This is a genomic window from Paenibacillus dakarensis, from assembly GCF_001373415.1.
Classification (GTDB): domain Bacteria; phylum Bacillota; class Bacilli; order Paenibacillales; family Paenibacillaceae; genus Paenibacillus_AQ; species Paenibacillus_AQ dakarensis.
The window spans coordinates 1-20971 of the sequence record NZ_CDSE01000067.1 but is presented as its reverse complement, the minus strand read 5'-3'; the positions used below and the strand labels follow the sequence as shown (position 1 = coordinate 20971).

At 46.4% G+C, this 20971-nt stretch carries 16 protein-coding genes; 5 read left to right on the top strand and 11 right to left on the bottom strand.

The window, feature by feature from the left end; all coding sequences use genetic code 11:
* The 4 genes from ahpF to BN1234_RS16275 form a co-directional block, all read right to left on the bottom strand.
* The coding region (gene ahpF, locus BN1234_RS16290) for an alkyl hydroperoxide reductase subunit F (protein WP_054957720.1) at positions 1-1068 on the bottom strand (1068 nt) is incomplete at its 3' end.
* 13 nt (positions 1069-1081) lie between these two features.
* Positions 1082-1645: an alkyl hydroperoxide reductase subunit C gene (gene ahpC, locus BN1234_RS16285; RefSeq protein WP_054957719.1), complete on the bottom strand. Its 564-nt coding sequence runs from the start codon at positions 1643-1645 to the stop codon at positions 1082-1084.
* Between the two features lie 463 nt (positions 1646-2108).
* Positions 2109-2951, bottom strand: a complete 843-nt coding sequence (locus BN1234_RS16280) for an endonuclease/exonuclease/phosphatase family protein (protein ID WP_054957718.1) — start codon at positions 2949-2951, stop codon at positions 2109-2111.
* A 250-nt stretch (positions 2952-3201) separates the two neighbouring features.
* Entirely contained in the window at positions 3202-3963 is a 762-nt protein-coding gene (locus BN1234_RS16275; protein ID WP_054957717.1) for an SDR family oxidoreductase, read from the bottom strand.
* A 641-nt stretch (positions 3964-4604) separates the two neighbouring features.
* On the opposite strand from BN1234_RS16275, the gene BN1234_RS16270 reads away from it, so the two are divergent.
* The 4 genes from BN1234_RS16270 to BN1234_RS16255 all read left to right on the top strand — a co-directional run bounded on the left by BN1234_RS16270 (position 4605) and on the right by BN1234_RS16255 (position 8096).
* Positions 4605-5762 carry a betaine/proline/choline family ABC transporter ATP-binding protein gene (locus BN1234_RS16270; protein ID WP_054957716.1) on the top strand — a complete coding sequence of 386 codons (1158 nt, stop codon included), beginning with the start codon at positions 4605-4607 and terminating at the stop codon, positions 5760-5762.
* A gap of 1 nt (position 5763) precedes the next feature.
* Positions 5764-6429, top strand: coding sequence for an ABC transporter permease (locus tag BN1234_RS16265; RefSeq protein ID WP_082423246.1), 666 nt, complete (start codon positions 5764-5766; stop codon positions 6427-6429).
* Positions 6430-6506: 77 nt separating this feature from the next.
* Positions 6507-7379, top strand: a complete 873-nt coding sequence (locus tag BN1234_RS16260; RefSeq protein WP_054957722.1) for an osmoprotectant ABC transporter substrate-binding protein — start codon at positions 6507-6509, stop codon at positions 7377-7379.
* 12 nt (positions 7380-7391) lie between these two features.
* A complete protein-coding gene (locus BN1234_RS16255) occupies positions 7392-8096 on the top strand; it encodes an ABC transporter permease (RefSeq protein WP_054957714.1) in 705 nt (234 codons plus the stop codon).
* A 104-nt stretch (positions 8097-8200) separates the two neighbouring features.
* Here BN1234_RS16255 and BN1234_RS16250 read toward each other — a convergent pair whose 3' ends face one another.
* The 3 genes from BN1234_RS16250 to BN1234_RS16240 form a co-directional block, all read right to left on the bottom strand.
* Positions 8201-9160, bottom strand: coding sequence for an FUSC family protein (locus tag BN1234_RS16250; RefSeq protein ID WP_170308065.1), 960 nt, complete (start codon positions 9158-9160; stop codon positions 8201-8203).
* A 251-nt stretch (positions 9161-9411) separates the two neighbouring features.
* The gene (locus tag BN1234_RS16245) at positions 9412-10419 is read right to left on the bottom strand and encodes a hydroxyacid dehydrogenase (RefSeq protein ID WP_211751808.1); all 1008 of its coding nucleotides are present in this window, start codon (positions 10417-10419) and stop codon (positions 9412-9414) included.
* Between the two features lie 203 nt (positions 10420-10622).
* Positions 10623-12122 (bottom strand): methyl-accepting chemotaxis protein, encoded by a 1500-nt coding sequence (locus tag BN1234_RS16240; RefSeq protein WP_054957712.1) that lies wholly within the window; start codon positions 12120-12122, stop codon positions 10623-10625.
* A 466-nt stretch (positions 12123-12588) separates the two neighbouring features.
* Between BN1234_RS16240 and BN1234_RS16235 the strand changes: the two genes are divergently transcribed.
* Entirely contained in the window at positions 12589-14460 is a 1872-nt protein-coding gene (locus BN1234_RS16235) for a discoidin domain-containing protein (RefSeq protein WP_170308064.1), read from the top strand.
* A gap of 126 nt (positions 14461-14586) precedes the next feature.
* Here the strand turns inward: BN1234_RS16235 and BN1234_RS16230 are convergent, their stop codons facing one another.
* The 4 genes from BN1234_RS16230 to BN1234_RS16215 all read right to left on the bottom strand — a co-directional run bounded on the left by BN1234_RS16230 (position 14587) and on the right by BN1234_RS16215 (position 20680).
* Positions 14587-15312 (bottom strand): DUF1266 domain-containing protein, encoded by a 726-nt coding sequence (locus BN1234_RS16230; protein WP_054957710.1) that lies wholly within the window; start codon positions 15310-15312, stop codon positions 14587-14589.
* A 14-nt stretch (positions 15313-15326) separates the two neighbouring features.
* Positions 15327-16724, bottom strand: coding sequence for a J domain-containing protein (locus tag BN1234_RS16225; protein WP_054957709.1), 1398 nt, complete (start codon positions 16722-16724; stop codon positions 15327-15329).
* A complete protein-coding gene (locus BN1234_RS16220; protein WP_054957708.1) occupies positions 16721-18424 on the bottom strand; it encodes a molecular chaperone HscC in 1704 nt (567 codons plus the stop codon). The genes BN1234_RS16225 and BN1234_RS16220 overlap by 4 nt, the downstream gene beginning before the upstream one ends.
* 639 nt (positions 18425-19063) lie before the next feature.
* Positions 19064-20680: a GMC family oxidoreductase gene (locus BN1234_RS16215; protein ID WP_054957707.1), complete on the bottom strand. Its 1617-nt coding sequence runs from the start codon at positions 20678-20680 to the stop codon at positions 19064-19066.
* Positions 20681-20971 lie beyond the last annotated feature (291 nt).

Genomic DNA, 20971 nt, shown 5'->3' with positions numbered 1-20971 from the left:
CCCCCCGCCAATAACCGCAACATCTTTGCCTGCAAACAGAGGACCGTCGCAGTGAGGGCAGTAAGCAACCCCTTTGTTCTTGAATTCCACTTCACCAGGAACGCCGACATTTCTCCAGCGGGCACCTGTAGAAATGATTACAGTCTTACTCTTAAGTACCGCACCATTTTCAAGCTCAACTTCGATGAGATCTTTCTTCTCCAGACGTTTAGCACGCTGCAGTTTCATCACATCGATGTTGTATTCTTTAACCTGTTCTTCCATTGCCGCTACGAGTTTAGGACCTTCTGTGTATTTCACACTGATGAAGTTCTCAATGCCCATCGTATCATTGACCTGACCGCCAAAGCGTTCAGCAACAATACCTGTGCGAATCCCTTTACGTGCTGCGTAAATCGCCGCACTTGCACCTGCCGGGCCACCGCCGACAACAAGCACATCATACGGTTTTTTATTGTCAAACTCGGATGCATCCGGCGCAGTACCCAGCTTGGCCAGAATTTCTTCTACGGTCATACGACCGCTTTCGAAAAACTCACCATTGAGGTAAACGCTTGGTACAGACATGATTTCCTTGCTTTCAACCTCTTCTTTAAATGCAGCTCCGTCAATCATCGTATGAGAAATACCAGGATTGAGGACGCTCATCAGGTTCAATGCCTGTACAACATCAGGACAGTTATGACAGCTCAGGCTGATATAAGTTTCAAACTTATATTCGCCGCGGATGCTCTTGATCTGATCAATAACGCTTTGCTCCACTTTTGGAGCTCGTCCGCTAACCTGCAGCAGAGCGAGCACCAGTGAAGTAAATTCGTGTCCCAACGGAGTACCAGCGAAAATTACGCCGGTATCCTCACCGACACGGTTGACACTAAAGCTTGGTGTTCTAGACAATTGTGTTTTTTCCAACGTGATCCGCGAAGACATGCTGGCAATTTCCTCAACCAGAGCAAGCATTTCAGCGGATGCATCATCCGAGCCTGCACTTACTTTGAGTACAATATCGCCTTCCAGCATCTGAAGATATTGGGCTAGTTGGTTTTTTATATCTTGATCTAGTGCCATTTATATTACCACCTTAAATTTTGCCTACGAGATCTAGGCTTGGTTTCAATGTTTCCGCGCCTTCCGACCATTTTGCAGGGCAAACTTCACCTGGATGGTTGCGTACATATTGTGCTGCTTTAATTTTGTTAACGAGAGCACTTGCATCACGGCCAATACCGCCTGCGTTGATCTCAACTGTTTGGATAATACCATCCGGGTCGATGATGAATGTACCGCGATCTGCAAGACCATCTTCTTCGATCAGCACGTCAAAGTTACGGGAGATCACATGGGAAGGGTCACCGATCATAATATATTTTACTTTACCGATAGCAGCAGAGCTTTCATGCCATGCTTTATGAGTGAAGTGAGTATCTGTGGAAACAGAGTATACTTCAACTCCAAGTGATTTCAAAGTTTCATACTGGTTTTGGAGATCTTCCAGCTCAGTAGGGCATACGAATGTGAAGTCAGCTGGGTAGAAGCAAACTACGCTCCATTTACCTTTGAAGTTTTCTTCTGTGATATCGATAAATTTACCGTCTTGAAAAGCAGACGCTTTAAATGGTAATACTTCTGTTCCGATTAGTGACATGATTATATCTCCTTTTCTAATGTGATTTAAATTTTATATAGTAAGTTCAGGACTAAACAGCTCGTCCGTGAACGAACTTTGTAATTATTATAATTAACCAAAACATGAGATATGTCAAGCTTTTTTATAATAATTATAAAATAAGAATTATTTTAAATAATATAAATTTTCGTTTTTATTTATGTACGTTGGAAGTAATCCCATCACATTACTATTCTATCAAAGTTATTTGCATCATGCAGCGACCAATAATGGAAAATTGGTTACAAAATTTCCGTACTCAAGCAACAGTATTATACCCATTACTCCGGAATTCATAACTTGTCAATAACTTACTCTTTTATCCGAAAATAATCCCTCACGCGCTGACGTAAATGATTGGAATTCTGAGCACAAGAAAAAGAAGCTGCAGCCTGTTGATTGCAGCTTCTTTGTTTCTATTCATTTGCATTCCAGCATGATTTCATTTCTTGTCTAATCCAGGGATCGGACGCTTGAACGTCACATCTGACACAATTGGAAGATGATCAGACGCATCCGTATTGATCACACGCTGATTCTCATGCTCCGCCCCGGGAGAGGTAAGGATGTAGTCAATCGTACGGTTAGGGTTAACCACCGGGAAAGTGTAAGCGTCTTCAATTCCCTCGAAGGCATTTACGAACAATCCGCTCTGAAGAAGAAGCTTGAACTCTTCTGAATCCGGCGTGGCATTAAAGTCACCAACCAGAACGGAATGACCTTCTTGGGCCGAAGCGATCTCAATGATTTCCTGTGCCTGTACCATTCGGCTCTGAACATCCAGACCGAGATGAGTATTGAACACATTGACCCGGACTCCCTTTACATTCACAACGGCGTGCAGGAGACCGCGCTGTTCCTTGCCAAAGCTGCTCAAAAATACATTGTTTGCTTCGAGAATCGGGTACTTGCTGAGGATGGCGGTTCCGTACTGGCGGTTTTCCGTCTGTCCGGCTGCCGGAGCGAGATTCAAATTGGCACCGTAGGCGTAATGATAACCCAGCATCTCCGCCAGCTCTTTCGGCTGGTCCTTGAGATCGCTACGCGCACTGTAATACCGGTCCACTTCCTGCAGACCTATGATTTCCGCTCCGGAATCACGAATCACATCAGCGATCCTCTGTAAGTCCAGCTTGTTGCCAACATCCGCTCCGTGATGGATGTTGAAGGACATAACCTTCGTCTTCACTTTTTCCCCGTTTCCATTATCCGAGGCTTGTGCGCCAAGCGTAAACATGGAAGCGAACATCAGGCAGGCAATCAGAGAAATGACACGCTTCTTCATAAATACTCTCCCTTCATTTACATGATTGAAATTGTATAAATAGCGAGCACAATTATCTTACCGTATTTTTGTAAATTAGGAAGTATTTTTAGGGAAAGCAGTTCTTTTTGACTTGAAATTGGTAGTTAATGCCTAAAATCCAAAAGACACCTTTTACCCCTAAGGAACTAAAACTGAATAACGCCCCGTTCAAGAAGAACGGAGCGTTTAGGATTCCAGTCAAGGAATCGTCTGCATATCTCATTTAATATTAAAAGCCTGCTGTCCAGCCTGCGTCTGCTGCTATAACCGCACCATTTACAAAGCTTGATTCATCCGATGCCAGGAATAAAGCAACCTTTGCAATTTCCTCAGGCTGTCCGACACGCGGGATAACACCTTGTGTAACCTTCGTACGCAGTGCACCAAACTCGTCTACATTTGCCATTGTAGAACCAATATTTGTCATGGTAGCGCCGGGTGCGATCGCATTACAGCGAATACCTTTTTGCGCATACATAAAGCCGGTGTTTTTGGTGATCCCAACAACCGCGTGTTTGGAAGCCGTGTAAGCAGCACCTGCATGGGCACCACTGAATCCGCCGGTTGAGGCAATATTTACGATAACGCCTTTTCCCTTCTCAAGAAAAATAGGAATGGCTTTGCGGATGGCCCGCATAACTCCCTTGGTATTAACATCAAATATAAGATCCCACTTCTGGTCATCCACATCGCCGATTGGAGCCATGTTGTCCATGATACCGGCATTATTCACAAGAATATCTAGTGTTCCGTATTCGCTAACAGCCGTATCAATCATGGTGTTGATGTCATTCAAGTCGGCAACATTCGTCTTTACCGCTGTGGCTATGCCGCCGGATTCATTTATTCCATCTGCAACTACTTTCGCACCTTCGAAATTCAGATCGGATACGATAACCTTAGCGCCTTCTTTCGCATACAATTCCGCAATCGATTTCCCCATGCCTGAAGCTGCGCCTGTTACGACAGCCACTTTATCTTGCAAATGCATAACAAATCCCTCCACCCATTATTAACTACTGTTCACTTGAAAAGTATAGACAGGCGAAAAAGATGTTGTCAATTTTCGGACATTATCCACTTTTTAGTAAATTTACTTATTGCAAACCAAAACTCAACGAATATGGGTCTATACGAAACCAGGACTACTTAATTCCTTGTCCTCTACCTATACACCCACAAATAGGAACATCATCCCCTCTATTTGCATGTTTCTTTTTCCTTCTAATGGGGTAATAGTACTAATCATATTATCTCGGTTATACGAACCTATACATAAATATGGCTCGTTACCTGCCTACGAATTATGCTGCATATCGGCATTTCGGCTGAGCTAAGTAACTAAGTAACATACGACTCTGGGGTGCTTGAGCGGCCACAGCCAAGTTAAGGAGCCTTTGCGTGATAATGCATGCTTTTACTGTAGGCAGGAGCATACAGGCATGAATTGTTTCGAATGGACCTGAAATGGATTTCAATTTTTTTAAAGCTAACTTGCTTGGTTCCATTTTAATATTTACATAACAAAATGCCTTCCCTCAATCTGGAACATTATCTTTTTTAAAGTTTCCAGGTAGAACCTATGCCAAATGCTCCGGATAATATGGATACTGGTGACAGAGGGGCGATTGAATGATTGTACTAGAACATGTGAACAAGGTTTATGACAATGGCTTCCATGCGTTGAAAAACATTAACCTCCAATTCAAAAGAGGAGAGATTACCGTCCTCATCGGTCCTAGCGGCTGCGGAAAATCAACACTGATGAAGCTGGTCAATGCACTCAATACGCCATCATCCGGTAAAGTGCTCATTAACGGCAAGAATGTCTCTGAATTAAACCCGGTAGAACTGCGGCGCAATATTGGCTATGTCATTCAAAGTGTTGGATTATTTCCGCATATGAACATCTCGAAGAATGCAGGTGTCGTTCCGCGTCTAAAGAAATGGGATAAAGACAAAATCGAGCAAAAGGTAAATGAATTGCTGGACATGGTCGGACTGGATTACAAAATTTATGGCACCCGATATCCATCTGAGCTTAGCGGCGGGCAGCAACAGCGTGTCGGTGTGGTGCGGGCACTTGCAGCGGATCCTGATATTATTCTTATGGATGAGCCGTTTTCCGCCCTGGACCCGATTAGCCGTGAGCAGCTTCAGGATGAACTGATCCGGCTTCAGCAGGAACTCCATAAAACCATTATTTTTGTTACACATGATATGGACGAAGCGATCAAGATTGCAGATACCATCGTTCTGATGAAAGACGGTGAAGTGATACAGACAGGTAAACCGGACACCATCTTACGGCATCCTGCCAATGATTATGTACGTAACTTTATCGGTTCGAACCGTCTGCAAAATGAAAACACCTATGAAATTCCGCTTGTGGATGAAGTAATGATTACGAATCCGGTTATGGCTTTCCCGGGCAGAGGGTTAGCTGAGGCGATCAAGATGATGGAAATGAAGCGGGTCGATTCGCTGCTGATTGTGGACCGTAACCGTCAGCTTAAAGGAGCGGTTTCCATCTACCGTGTGCTTGATCAATACGGCGAAGAAGGCATGACCGTTGCCGACGTAATGCAGCCGGTCCGCTATTCCGTTGCTCCGGGCAGCACACTGCCGGAGGCCATTGAGATTATGGACAACCATCAGCTCAGCAATCTCCCTGTAGTAGACAGCAACAACCAATTCCTCGGATTAATTACAAGAGGCAGTGTAGTTAAACATTTGGCCCAAATATATCCTGCTATGGTCCCTCCGCTGCCGAACGGAGAGGATGAGTGATATGGACACATTCTGGAGCTTTATCACAGAACGTTATCCGGATATTTTAAAGGCATTGCAGGAGCATCTCGTCCTCTCATTCTCTTCGGTGCTGCTAGGGACGATGATTGCTGTCCCTCTTGGCATCCTGCTTGTTTACAACCGGATAAAATGGATTAACAATATCGTATTCTTTATTGCAAACCTGTTTCAGACGGTACCAAGCCTGGCACTTCTCGCTATACTGATTCCGCTGCTTGGCATCGGCATGAAGCCTGCCATACTGGCATTGTTTCTGTACTCCCTGATGCCAATCCTGCGAAACACCTATGACGGTTTTAATTCTGTTGATAAAGGCGTTCTTGATTCCGCAAAAGGGATGGGATACAGCACTGCCCAATCGATTTTAAGGATTCAGCTGCCTCTATCGCTTCCTTACATCATGTCCGGTATCCGCATTACAACAGTGTATATCATCAGCTGGGCAACCCTGGCTTCTCTGATTGGCGCTGGCGGTTTGGGCCAGCTTATTGTATCAGGACTGGGCGTTAACAAGTCCGAAATGATATTCACAGGCGGCATCGGCGCCATTCTGCTGGCGCTTGCGGCTGACGGCCTGCTTGGTCTTCTTGAGGGCTGGCTCAGCAGACGCTACCATCAGAATCCGGGACGGGACGCTGCGATATGAGTAACATCACACAGAGACAGCAAGCCGGAAAGAACAAGGGAGACGTGGTGAAACTGAATAAGTTCAAATGGATATGGATGCTGGTCAGCATGATCGTTCTTGCCTCTTTTACTTCAGCATGCGGAATAAAGAGCGGAATCACAATCGGGACTCAAACCTATACCGAATCCAAGATCATTGCTGAAATGTATAAAGCTCTGATTGAAGAGCACACCGGTCTGAAGGCGGATATAATCCCTGATCTGGCGTCGAGTTCACTTATCATTAAAGCGATGAAAAGAAACGACATTCAGATGGCAACATTATATACCGGCGAGATCTTTAACAGCCATTTTCCGATCAGCGGCACCAAGGACCGTGCCCAAGTCTTGAAAGAAGCTCAAGATGGATTTCAGAAATACTTCGGGTTCACCTGGATGAATCCACTAGGCTTTGAGAACACATACGCATTCACGGTAAGAAAGGATATCGCTGAATCGAATGGGTATACCAAAATTTCCGATATCAAAAAAGACATGGATAATATGAAGCTCGGGGTAGATACCACCTGGCTGGAAAGAAGCACGGATGGATATCCGGCATTCTCTAAAGCGTATGACATCAAATTTGGTCAGGTATTCCCCATGGAGATCAGTCTGGTATACAGCGCGGTAGCTAATAAGCAGGTCGATATTGTACTGGCTTATTCTACAGATTCCCGGCTGAAAGCTTATGAATTACAGACCCTTGAGGATGATGAACAATTCTTCCCTCCATATGATGCAAGTCCGGTGCTCCGTTCAGATCTTTTGAAAGAGCATCCTGAAATTGAGGATGCAATATCGCCTTTAATCGGTCTTCTGGATGCAGACACGATGATATCACTCAACTATCAGGTGGACATTGAGAAGAAAAGTGAACGGGAAGTCGCGATCGCATACTTGAAGGAACAGGGCCTCTTGAAAAGCTAAAGGAGGGTAACGATGGAAAGTGAACAACAACTAACATTAGCGGACTTTATGTCTTATATATCACGAAACCAGGGTATGCTCTGGGAGTATTTCATCCAGCATATTACGATGGTCGTGATCGGTCTCGGGCTTGCGGTTATCGTCGGCGTGCCTCTTGGCATCCTCTGTTCAAAAAATAAATGGACTGCCAAGATCATTCTGTTTATAACCAACATTCTTCAGGTCGTACCCAGCCTCGCTATGCTGGTCATTCTCATGTTATGGCTGGGACTCGGAACGAAGACGGTCATGGTTGGACTCTTCCTGTATTCACTAAATCCGATCACACGAAATACATATGTCGGGTTAAAACAGGTTGATCCCAGCTATCTGGAGTCTGGCAAGGGAATCGGTATGAGCCCCTTCCAACTGCTCATTAAAGTACGTTTCCCGCTTTCGCTGACGTATATTATGTCAGGGCTTCGGGTTGCGGCCGTCATTGCCATCGGTGTCGTAACGATCGCCCCTCTCGTAGGAGGCGGCGGATTGGGACGGGAGATCTACGCAGGGCTGAACAGCAGCAACTCCCTTCGGATATTTGCAGGAGCTATCCCTGCCGCGGTGCTTGCTATTGCTGCAGACTTAGTGCTGGGCATGCTGCAGCGCAAAATGGATCTGGCTAAACGAAAGTCAGCCGGTATGGCTCCCGCTCCTGCGAAAGCACAAAATATGGGCTGATACTTATCAACATAACTTTAGCATCAAAAAGGCATCCCGCATGATCTTGGATCTTGCGGGATGCCTTTTTCTATCTGCGGTTAAATATGCTCACTTGTGAAGCATCAATTGATTAACTTGGCCCGCAGATCCTTTAGATCATATTTACTAATCAGTACAGCAATACAAGCACCGATCACTATAAAACTAAGTCGCATCCCAATAGAAACCGGATAATCGAATAATACAAGTGATGCATTTAGTGCCTGTACTGTCACAAAAATCATTTGAATCCGATATTCCACGACGAACATGTACATATAACTTAATAGTAATGTGATCATCACACTGAATTGTGAGGGCAGCATTACGAACAGAATCATAAATACAGCAGCACCGATGATAGTGCCTGTAAGTCTATGTTTTAACCGCTCTTTGCTATGCGTGAGATGTGGTTGCAGGATGGAAAGAATCGTCAGACTAATCCACATGCCTCTCTGCGCCTGAAATAAATCACCAATCAGCATTCCTGTACTTACTCCAGCAGCCATTTTGACTGCATAATCAAAGCGAACAGAATGTACATCCACATGACGAATGATATTCCATATCCTTGGATAAGGATGATTATCCGTTTTACGATGTCTATAATAATAAACAATGCCTGTCAACGTGCCGCCGATCAACAGGCCATATAATCTGCTTCGAAGCGCGACATCTGCTACAGGAATGCCCTGTGCAAAAACATAACAAAGCATAAAGGGCAAAAAGGCTTTATATTCAACTTTTTCTGAAAACAGCAGCATGATAACAAAAATCGAAACCAGATGAACGATAAAACCCAGCACAGGATTTAAACCTGCTATATATGAAAAAGCCCCTATTGAAACAAAAACAGCTGCTATAAGCAGCGGAGCCTCTGCTTTTCTAATACCGATATCCATATTCCAGAACATTAATATTCCCGTAACAATGGCTACTCCTATAAGAATATTGTCGTTACCGAAGAGTGCACTAAAGCTCATAACAAAGATCAATATAAATAAAAGAAGTATCAATTTAGAGATTAAAGTCTTCAGATTCACATCTTTGAGCACCGTACTGCAACCAACCTTTCTTCTTCAATCCCCCATCAAGTTTGAGGTGTGCCACAGCATAACTGAATTGGTTCTGACAGTAAGTGATCTTTGTAACAATCCTACCTGGTAATAAACGGAAAACGGCTCCCAACTCCTTGCAGGCCACACTTGAGGTTCATCCACCTCCTTTATATAGATAAGAAAAGAGACGGCTGCTGGAGCCGTCCCTTTCGTATTTCCTGTATTCTTATAAGAAATCATTGCGTGGACATTTTGGACGCGTAGGCCTGGCTAATCTCGTTACGAAGCGGTTCGCCGTTCAGGAACCGGCCTATATCATGGATGAGAGCTTGAACAACAACCAGACGCCGGTCCACGGTCGGACCTCCCATATGCGGCATCAGAATAGCGTTGTCCAGCGCCATAAGCGGATGTCCCTGCGGCAGCGGCTCCACCTCGTAAACGTCCAGCACCGCGTTGATTTTGCCTTCTGCAAGCACACGGCACATCGCAGGCTCGTCGATGACCGCTCCTCTCGCCGTATTGATCAGTAGCGAATCCTCCGGCATCATCCGAAGCAGCTCTTCAGTTATAAGATGATAGTTCTCCTTCGTCATGCCGCTGTGGATGGATACAATGTCGCATGTTGAGAAGATTTCAGGCAAATCGGCCTTCTCCATTCCATGCTTATCCAGCTCTTCCTGGGCGATATGGCGGGAAAACACCTTGATTTTCACATTAAAAGGCTTGAGCATCTGTACGACTATTTTGGAAATCATGCCATAGCCGACGATCCCGACCGTGCGGTCCAGCAGCCCTTTATTATAATAGCCAGTCGGCCAGATCCCATTTTTCAAATCTGAAGAATATTTCGGAATATCCCGCAGGGATGTCAGTGCGTAAGCGATTACGCTTTCGGCCACAGACTGGGCGAACACCTCGTTGCCGCTGATGACCTTCACACCTTTATCATAAATTGCATCTGTCACGTAAGGACGAACCGAGCCGCCTGTATGAGCCACCATTTTAAGCTTTTTAGCCCGGGCTGCGACCTCTTCATCAAGGATCGGAGTTCCCCAGCCTGTTACGAGAATATCGATATCCTCGATTTTTTCGCATAGCTCTTCCTTGGTAAAATGCGTTGTCGTGCTTTCATTCCAGATAACTTCCCCGATTTCATTCAGCTGCCGAATCAGGCCCTCATTAAAAAAAGTATGAAAGATATGGGTTTTCGGCATCGTAACGAGAATTTTGTATGTTTCCACTTGCTTGTCCACCTTTCCAAGATTGAGCCCTGTTTACCGACGCTCAACCTTCCTCGTCTCTCTCTTATCCAATATATCACATATTTTCTTCTTGGCTCTGACTATAAACCGACTATAATTCAGCGGGTACATACACATCACAAACGAGGTTTTTTTAATAGTCACGGCGACTGTAGGCAATCCTTTACGCCTGCTCTTCGTATTTACGATTCAGCAGGGCTGTCTTCTACCTTATTCGTGATATTCTCCAGATTTTGAATCAGTTTCTCCAGCTCCTCGAAGCTCGTTACAATTTCGCTTACCATTACTTTCTGCTCTTCCATACTGGCCAATATTTCTTCGGAGGTGGCGCTGGATTGCTGGGAGATGGAAGAAATAGACTCCACTTCACCAACGATCTCCCCGGACGACTTCTTAATGATTGCCGTCTTCTGCTCAACCTGTCCTGCCTGGGCAGCAACCTGTGCAGCCAAGGAGCTAAGCGTTTCGAATACACCCTGAGAAGAGACGGCTGCTTCCCTGCTGGATGCTATGGCTTCTTGTCCCAGCTTCACCTGATCACTCAGTGCTATTGTCTGACTTCCAATCCGCTGAAGCAGCTCTTCAATTTTTTCAGATGAACGCTGGGAATGCTCCGCCAGCTTTCTGACCTCTCCGGAAACAACGGCAAAGCCCTTGCCGTGCTCCCCTGCTCTCGCTGCTTCGATCGCAGCATTCAGCGCGAGCAGATTCGTCTGCTTGGCGATTTCCTGAATGGTCGTGAGGATGGTACCGATCTGCCGGCTCTGGTGGGTCAGATCTCCCATGGAAGCCACAATGTTGTCGATGATGCCGCCGACCTCGTTCACGCTTTGTGCCAGCTCACCTATTTGCTGGTTCCCTGTGGCCGCTGCGTCCGCCGCCTCACCGGTCAACTTCTTCATCAGCTCCGAACTGTCCGCTACTGTCTTGATTCCATAGTCAGCGCGGCTTAAAATACCGGACACCTCGGTGATACTGGCAGCCTGCAGTTCGATGCCCTTGTTTACTTCCGCAAATCCAACTGTAATTTCTCCTGTAATGCTTCCGGTATGCTTCACATTTTCCTGAAGCTTCATGTGGAAGCGGCTCAGCACGCCAATCGCATCCCTAAGCTGCTCAAATACCCGCTCCATCTGCTCCTTGGATTTGATCACTTCCTGGTGGTTCCGATAGGTGGACTGGATGAGGCGCTGGAACAAGAACGCAATCAGCATCAAAACCCCGAATGGAACCAGATAGTCGAAATTGGAGGACCAGTTGATAACTTCTTTCGTTTCAGCCGTCGGATTGGCTGCATAATAATTAATGGTTGCAAAAGAAAGGATACCGTTCACCAGCAGCGGCTTATATGTAGGGTAAGTTGTCAGCAGGGCTGCAAACATAACCAGCATCAGAAGCGATGGATAACTGCCTAACGAAAAGAACATGATCATGCTCATAAATACTGCGATCACATAGGGATACGCCCGGCTGATCCACCGCTTCCGGTTGATCCAATCCAGAATCCCCACCAGTAAGACAAGGCATCCGTCAATGAGAAGGATCGTTTGCAGATTCGGAAAAGTAGTGAAACTAACCAACATTGTCACAGCGACGATTCCCCAGAAAAAATTCACAATCAATTTGCTTCTGCTAAAGAATAACTTATCGATATAATTTAATTTCGTATTCTGTTTTGGCATTGTTCAGCTCTCCTTCAAATATCCAACTACTTGTAATATCGTCTGGATTCATTGGGTTTGTTAGAATAATCCAAAGCATTCAACAAATATTTTTCTGACATGAGACCTCCTCACCTAATCTGTTTTCCCGGTAGTTTATATCCTTATTGCAATATTGTTTTTTGTATTCTAATCCATTTCATCATTGCTAGGTTGTAATCTTGTTAACTATTAAATTTGAACATATAATTCTCATATATTACAAGATTGGGGTGATGTGGATGGAAATGGACGCCGATTGAGTTGTTTAGCTTTGTCTGGAACAAACACGTACCCGTCATTGTGAGGCCTTGCCTTCGTGAATACATACTAGAGAATTTATTTTTTTCAACATCCAGGGCAATATGCGAACTTTGAATCCCGACTTGAGCGAAGCAGGAAGCTGCCAGAAATGAAAATTGTTTACCACAGAGGAGATGTATATTCATTGAAAAATTCTTCGAAATTAAATTTGATAAGAATCATGACGATACTCCTGCTGATTGCAATTTTGCCGGTACAAGGGTCATTCGCGGCGCCAAGCAATGGAGAAATCGAGAGGAAAGGAACAGTAACTTTTTCAGTCTCTGCATTGGGAGATGAGGTTCCCACTGATCCTCGTATTCAACTGAATATGATGTGCGGAAACAATAACGTGGCCAAGGCTAACCTGAGGGCTTTCGGAAAAAACACTCACTCTTCACCATTCCGAACAACCGATACGCAGCTTTGCGAAATTCATGCGCTTAGTGATAAAGATAGTCCGCTTGGCAATGAAGTTATATTTACCATCAGAAACGAGGACGACGTGATAGCCCGACGTGTGGTGCACCCTGCTGCCGGTTCAGCGGAATCGACGCCGTTTTATGTTTCTGAAGGAAATTTATTCGTTGACGTAAGCCAAGAATTTACGAGCAGCCCGCTTGGAACTCCGATACGGGTGATGGAATGGAACATTTTGAACGGCGGCCGGGATGCCGGGGGAGCGGAAAATGTAAATCAAATGATCGAGGCCATTCGCCATCATAATCCCGACATTTTGTTCCTGGTCGAAACGTATTCTTCGGGAGAGATTATTGCGGAAGGTTTAAATGCAGGTGTACCTGAAGACGAGCAGTATCACGCGATTCAGATCAGCCGGGATCCGGACCGCGAACCGGGACTGGATAATCTCTGGATTTTTAGCCGCTTCCCGGTAAAGGAGCTATTTCCTATTCTTAAATCCTCTGCGTATATGGCCGATTATCACTTCGGTGGCGTAAAGGTTCAACTCCCGGACGGTCAAGAACTCAATCTATTTGATACATGGATACATCACGAAGGTGGAGCCGTGAAAACCCTAAATCAGACGGTTGGTGAGATCACCTATGGACTCCCCCGAACATATACGAATACGGAAATTCTCGCAACGGACACCGTTTACCGTTTAGGTATGATCCGCAAAATTTTGAATGGCAATCTCCCAACCTATTTAAAGGGCGACCCTTCGCCTGTAATAATGGCAGGCGATTTTAATACGCTGTCCCGCACAGATTGGAGCGAGCGGTTTGCCGATGCACCTGGACATGGAGGACTTGTTCTGCCCTGGGCGGTAACCGGGCTGATAGAGGATTACGGATTTACCGATTCTTATCGATGGGCGCATCCGGATGCCCGTCTCAATCCTGGAGGGACATTGATCCCGGATTTTGGCTTTCGTATGATTCCGGCACGAATCGACTACATTTGGACATTAGGTGAGCAGATTCGCATCCTGAATTCACAAACGTTCGATAAAAGGCTGCCGGGACACGAAATGCCCGGGTATTCGTTCTATTCGGATCACGCTGCATTGATAACCGATCTGGTCATCCGTAACAAGGAGGTTAGTCTGCCAAACGAACCGGAACCGTCTGAGGGAATTGTCCCCAAGGAAAAAATGAAAGCCATTGCAACGAGTCAGCATACAGGCTATGAGGCGTCCAAAGCTATTGACAGTAAACCAGAAACCATGTGGCACTCTGAATGGTCCCCAATCGCGCCGTTACCACAATCCATTACACTGGATCTTGGCGGTGTTTACGAAGTCACTGGTTTAGATTATCAAACTCGGACGGACTTTAAGCCGGATGGTGTTATTACGCAGTATACGGTTTATGCCAGCTCCGACGGGATCGATTTCACAAATGTGACAAGCGGAGCTTGGGAACAGGACTATTATAGTAAATCCATAAACTTTAATTTTCCAAACGCCAGATATATTCGTCTGGAAGCGATTGAGAGCAGCGGTGGAGTTGCATCGGCGGCTGAAATCAGCATAAGGCATAAACTAGCTAAGTGACCCAAGATCGGCCAGATATTGAAGTACACCCGTTCAAGCAGAGTGGTGGAACATAATTAACCTAAAAGAGGAATCCCGAGATCGTTATCGATCTCGGGACTCCTCTTTCTTATCTGCAACACATGATTATACATACGTCGATGTGGCCACAGATTGCTCCGTTGAAGCAAACTTTCCGTTGTCCGGATACAGATTCATTCCCCACGGAAAACGCTTGATAAGCGGATTTTTTCCGTTGCTTATCGTTACAGCCTGTCTGGCAAGGAAGCCGTTTTTTTGGAATTTGCCGTCATTAAGCATAAAATAGCTTCCCGCTGTAAAACCAATTATATATTCCGGCCAGCTGCTATAAGCCTGATGGGCATACTCGGCAGCCTTAAGCTTGAGCTTCCAGGCTTCTTCCTTGGAGAGCAAATCGTGTGCCTCGCCTATCTGGCAAAGGAGGATCATCCAGGCCGTGCTGAAGGCTGAAATATCCCCGGAAGGCAACTCTGGAATCATCCGGTTCACTACGGCCAGCTTGCGGTAATCGGCCTCGTTCTCGAAGCCTTTGACATAACGCTGGCGTGCTTCCCACGGAAGCGCAGTAAGCTGCTTATGCAGCCTCAAGTAGTGTTCGCGGTGCTGGTCCTCAAGAAGCCAGCTGAGCTCCTTTTTTAGGGAGGTGATATCTGTGATATGCCACCGCTTTAAGATTTTTTTCATATAATGATTGCGGATAAATCTATCTTTCTTTTGAAAATCAAAAGCCAGGTAATAGTAACTGATCATGCCATCGGTGCAGATGTACGAGAGACAGCGGAAATACTGCTCAATCTGTTTGCGCTGCCCCCGGCTGTATTGTTCCAGCATAGCGGCCTCCTTCTTTATGTTCCAAGCAAACGGGAAATGCGGAACGTTTTCCAAGCATTCCACAGTATTACGATAACTAGAAGTCCCAGATAGATCGGATGAACGTCGAAGAACAGCTGCAGGCCGAGGTAGACAAAAATATACAGCCAGCTGAGCCGCATAGTCAGGAAGAAAAGAAACAGGAGGTTGTTCAGCAGCAGCTTTCTCTTCTTGTCCGCAGGCATCGTTACATTCTTGGCAGCTTCCCTGCTTCCGGATTCGGCCCAATAGATTAAGGTCGGCATATGTGATTTGTCCAGCTCGTTCGATTTCTGCATATACTTCACAATGGCCTCTCTGTTATGATCAAGCTCAATGTGGCAGCGCCCGATAAAACAGAGGATATCATTATCCTCTGGACTGCGTGCAAGCAGCAGTTCTCCGTCCTGAATTGCCTCCTCGTATTGCTGGCGTTCAAAGAGAATGCCGGCCCGAAGCCAGCGGGCATCGCGATCATCCGAACGTAAATCCAGTACGGTAGTAAAACAGGCAAGAGCCTCATCTGTCCGGTCAGCTTCAAGGAACCATTTGCCGCGCATCAGCTCCAGATCAGGATCCGCTGCGAACATTCCGTGCGCTTCCTCCAGGTATTTGTAAGCAAGCTCCCTATTCCCGTTCATCAGCTCAGACTGAGCGTCACAGCGCAGCTCCAGATAAGTCTCGTAGTCGAAATTATCCGGCAGGGAGCTGTTCTTGAAGCAGTCGTAGCCGAGTGTCAGTGATCCGTCAAGCTGCCAGCGGATGAAGTCCCAGTCATGGTACTGCAGCTCTTCGTCCCTCTCTTCCGGATCACGGCTCCAGTGAAATGAGGTATCCAGACGCTCCCATATGTCATGCGGCAGGTGAGGATGATCCTCCAAATAGTACAACATTGCATCCTGAAGCTGCCCACTTAGCTCTACATTCCACACGACATCAGAATTCAGCAGCGTCTCCCAGGCCACCAGGTCGATTCGCGCCTCAAAATCAGAATACAGCTCGTCCAGCTGCTGCATGAACTCTGAAATGGTCTGGGCTGAGCCGCGCTCTGTCCGGGACAATGCGTCATCCACTTCGGCGCGGTGTTTTTCGTGAGCTTCCGGAATGCTGCGGAAATCGTCTTCGGATTCCCCAGCATACTCATCCAATGCCTCGGTCGCACCGGCTTCCTCGTTCAGGTCCTCATCGTCCAGTTGGGATATGTACGCTTCCTGCACCTTGTGTTCCGCCATCATTTTGGCATATTTAAGCGCGCGATCATAAGCTTCTCTCAAGCGCTGATATCCTTCAGGATCCTCCTCCGGATGATGCTGTCTGAGCTTTCGGGCATAGGCTTTTTTGATCGCAGAGCTGTCTTCGGTTGGCTCGATTCCAAGGGTGCTCCATATGCTCATATGAAATTCATCCCCCCTTCAAGCTGCTCCAGACGTTCCTTTAGCTGCTCGGCAGCCTTTTGGATGACACGGTCATCCTGCGTCTGAAGTGCAGCCTCGAACTGCTCCAGCACAGCCGCAATGTAAGGGCGACGATCGCCAAGAGCTTCTTCATACAGACGTTCCCCTCTGGCGATAAGCAGGCGGTTCACTGTACGGTCACGTGGATGAATCTTAATATCCTCGAGCTGCTTTAACCTGGCTTCGATCTGTTCAGGGGTCATGCTTCCTTTATTTTTTTCGATAACCACCCGTTTCTTCTCCCCTGTAGACACGGTAGTAACCTCAACTTCCAGAATTCCATTAATGTCATAGGTGTAGCGGACATCAATGCTTTGCTGTTCAGCAGGAGCAGGCGGAATTTTAACTCTCACCTCTCCCAGCTTCAGATTATTTTCCACTCGCCGGCTTTCGCCTTGGTACACATCGACCACCAGCTCTCTCTGATTGTCACGAATCGTGTAGAGGCGCTGCACGCGGCTGACCGGAATCGGTGTGTTACGCTCGATAAGCGGAAGATAGTGACCGGAAGAGAAAGTGCCATCCGACCTTTCCCGAGCGACATTGGTGCCCAGTGTATACGGGCATACATCCGTCAAAATCACTTCCTCCAGCGCCTTGTTGCGCTGCTTCAGAGCCGTCTGGATGGCTGCGCCTAGTGCGACCGTCTCATCCGGATTAATGTTGGTATATGGCATGCGGCCGAACATGCGACCGATCGTATTCTTGATCAGCGGCATGCGTGTTGCTCCCCCGATCAGAATGACAGCGTCCAGATCAGACGGTGACAGGGATGCATCCCGCAAGGCTCGTTCGATAGGCTGTCGAAGCCGAAGCAGCAGCGTCTGGGCCAGCTTCTCATAGGCTTGGCGCTCCAGCTTGAACTCCAGCATCTGCTCATCGATCCGGACGTTCATGACAGCTGTGTTATCCCGGCCAAGAGAGAGCTTGCACAGCTCAGCCTGCTTGTAGACGGCGGACAGCGCTTTGGAAGACAGCGATTCCGCAGTCATGCTGTGATGCTCCAGGAAGGCGTTCACAAGCAGCTCGGTAAAATCCTCTCCCCCGAGGAAGTTATCCCCCGCGATGGACTTCACATCCATAATCCCCTCGAACAGCTCGAGCACCGATACGTCAAAGGTGCCGCCGCCGAGATCGAATACGAGAAATTTCGTTTCAGGCAATTCCTGATGCAGGCCGTAAGCAATGGCAGCAGCTGTCGGCTCGCTGATCAGCCGCTCCACCCGGAGCCCGGCGAGCTCTGCCGCACGCTTCGTCGATTTGCGCTGCATGTCGTTGAAATAGGCGGGGACGCTGATCACCGCTTCCGTTACCTCCTCGCCGAGGTAAGCCTCCGCATCGGCTTTAAGCGATTTCAGCACGAAGGAGGAGAGCTCCTCCGGTGTAAATGAGTGGTCGCCCAGGGTGTACGTTTTTTCCGTTCCCATAAACCGCTTGAATGTAGCGGCGGTCACTTGGGGATGAGTGATCAGTCGTTCCTGCGCGATCCGTCCGACGACAATTTCGCCGTTATCGTCCAGGCTCACGATCGACGGGGTCAGATTCTCCCCGAGAATATTCGGTATAATAACTGCGCGGTCATCGGCCCAGTAGGCGGCAAGGCTGTTCGTTGTTCCAAGATCGATACCTATCGTAGCCACGTCAATCCCTCTTTCTATGTATAGATTACATGGTTCATTACACATCATAACTAGATAAATGAACCCTCAAGTTCACAGCCGCAAAAATCACTCGCAGCTCCCTCCAATATACGGTCCACATCTCTTATTCTACCAAATATGTACTCATAGAGACCAGCCAGGATGGCAAAGGAGCATCAAAAAGTGGTACAAATACACTGTCTGACCACAATATACTATATTACCGTAAAGATATAATCTGTTAAAGAATGAATCGTTAAGGTCTTAATGGTAATTAGGCATAAGTACAAGAAAGAAGCTCCCCTCCAAGCAGAAGGTTTATTCGTTATGAGGCCGGACTTCCAATCCCGAATTTCCGGGCTGTGGCTTTAACTCCGATTAATCCCTGCTCGATTTCTTGAAGAATCGTTAATTTCTCAAATACTGTGAACTTCTTTTGTTCCATAGAAAAATGCTCCCCTTACAGTAACAGGTTGTTATTATTTTACCTGTCTACTGTAGGGGGAGCATATCAAACGCGGAGGGAATGTCTTCTTTTTACACCCTTTGCGTAGCTTCCGAAGAAATACGCAAGTTCTTCAGTGGCCTCTAAATATCTCCAGTCTTTTTTTTCTGCTATATTCTAGGGCTCTTACGTGGTTATTCTTCCCCCATTTCCGTGCGTGGTCGTTGTTTCTTTTTGCGCTTACACAGTTGTTTGGCTATAGTATAGCCAATAAGATATGCAGCAGAGGAGGTGTTTCCATCAACTGTATATGGAACAATGGACGCATCTGCAACGATCAAATCTTGAACCCCATGTACATTTCCTTTACGGTTAACAACTCCTCCTTCTGATAAAGGAGCCATACGCAGAAAACCTTGCTGATGATGATTGTGATCGAAATTCTCCTTAATAAATTCTTCTAGTCTCTCATCATCATCCATTGTTTCGAATGTAGGGGATAGGAGCTTATAAGAGGGATCTATTTTTTCTAACTCAAGGGCGATATTTCTGATATACGTTTGATAAATTCTTTTTACAGCCTCCATGTCGTCTGGATCAGAGAGAAATCCTTCATCTGCCAATACGATATTTAGCGGATCTTTACTTTGTATGCGGATCGTCCCTTTGCTCTTTGGCCGCAAGTACAAAATCGCTATTGTCAATTGTTCTTCAGATCCGATGCCAATGAGTTGAACCGCCCTTTCATCCGGATCAATTCCCGATGGGTCTGGTAAGAAAGCTCCTCCCGTATAAAGTGCATTGGGGTCTTGGGCAGGAAGGGCGCGATCTTTTGAATTGGTAGTAAATGCAGCGAAATTTAGCGTATGGTTTTTTAGCCTTTGCCCTACGTTTGGATTATCGAAGATGACGGGAATTCCCGCCTTTTTCAGCATTTTAGCAGATCCAATTCCTGACAACATCAACAACTGAGGGCTGTTGATCCCTGCCGATATAATAACCTTTTTACGAGAATACGCACGAATGCATTTGCCATCCTTCAAAAATTCAACGCCAATGGCACGTTTACCGGAGAAAAGAATACGGAGCGCCGTTGTCCGGAACATTACAGTTAATTTCCGGTTATGAACGTCCCGACCTGTTGAAGTCATAATATCGGGGGACAGAAAGGCTGTGGATGAGCTTTCCCTGCGACCATTAGGCTGTTGGAACAACTGCCACCGGGTGAACGGTCCTAAAGGGGTGTCCGGATCATTATAGTCAAGTATGATAGGATAACCTGTTGCTCGCTCGATCGCAGTTGTCAGCTTGTGTGCCATCAATGTTGGAGTTTCAGGTGCCTGCCTAATGCTTATTCTCCCTTGATACCCACGCGCATTAATATTTGTAGTTTCACCGTTATAATTCTCTAAGGCTTGGAATCGTCGCACTGCTTTATCAGGTGACCAGAGGGGCCCAAGCAGTCGTTCCCACCTTTGGAGCACAGCAGCTGTCGGTCGTACATATTGCTCTCCGTTGATTGAAGAACCGCCTCCCGAGAGTCGCCCCGTTGTCCATTCAAAAGCCCGTCCGTCAAGTTCTTCTTGGGGAGTTCCTTCTCCCTGCCAAAAATAATTCGAAAAAAAAACTTCTTCAAGTTCCAGTGCAAAGGTTGAATCTTTGATCGGTTTGTCTTTGTCATGATTTCCGCCCGATTCTAATACAAGCACAGAAGTTCGCTTATCGTCAGTAAGCGACTTTGCGATAACAGCTCCGGCTGGACCTGTGCCTATGACAATGTAGTCATAAGTTGAAGTTGAATTTTTCCCCATTAACGCACTCCCTTTGGAAATAGCCTAATTCAGAATATTAATTTGTTCTGACAAATGTGCCGTAGTTCAGCATAATATCCTGGAGCATCTGCCCGTATGGGTTTACCTTCTTTTATTATTTTTTTGGTTTCTTCCCAAAACTGTATTTACCACTTGCATATAGAACACATGTTCGGTATATAATAAATGAAGAGTACATGAAGATCTTATTTCATTTTCCCTGAATCCTGATTCAGCTATATATCCGTTCATAAACAAGGCCGAGTAACGGCGGTATTACAGTATTTTAAT

Excerpts from the sequence above, each read along its gene's own strand:
- ahpC (WP_054957719.1), bottom strand. The coding sequence starts at position 1,645 with ATGTCACTAATCGGAACAGAAGTATTACCATTTAAAGCGTCTGCTTTT.
- BN1234_RS16280 (WP_054957718.1), bottom strand. The coding sequence starts at position 2,951 with ATGAAGAAGCGTGTCATTTCTCTGATTGCCTGCCTGATGTTCGCTTCC.
- BN1234_RS16275 (WP_054957717.1), bottom strand. The coding sequence starts at position 3,963 with ATGCATTTGCAAGATAAAGTGGCTGTCGTAACAGGCGCAGCTTCAGGC.
- BN1234_RS16270 (WP_054957716.1), top strand. The coding sequence starts at position 4,605 with ATGATTGTACTAGAACATGTGAACAAGGTTTATGACAATGGCTTCCAT.
- BN1234_RS16265 (WP_082423246.1), top strand. The coding sequence starts at position 5,764 with ATGGACACATTCTGGAGCTTTATCACAGAACGTTATCCGGATATTTTA.
- BN1234_RS16260 (WP_054957722.1), top strand. The coding sequence starts at position 6,507 with ATGCTGGTCAGCATGATCGTTCTTGCCTCTTTTACTTCAGCATGCGGA.
- BN1234_RS16255 (WP_054957714.1), top strand. The coding sequence starts at position 7,392 with ATGGAAAGTGAACAACAACTAACATTAGCGGACTTTATGTCTTATATA.
- BN1234_RS16240 (WP_054957712.1), bottom strand. The coding sequence starts at position 12,122 with ATGCCAAAACAGAATACGAAATTAAATTATATCGATAAGTTATTCTTT.
- BN1234_RS16230 (WP_054957710.1), bottom strand. The coding sequence starts at position 15,312 with ATGCTGGAACAATACAGCCGGGGGCAGCGCAAACAGATTGAGCAGTAT.
- BN1234_RS16225 (WP_054957709.1), bottom strand. The coding sequence starts at position 16,724 with ATGAGCATATGGAGCACCCTTGGAATCGAGCCAACCGAAGACAGCTCT.
- BN1234_RS16215 (WP_054957707.1), bottom strand. The coding sequence starts at position 20,680 with ATGGGGAAAAATTCAACTTCAACTTATGACTACATTGTCATAGGCACA.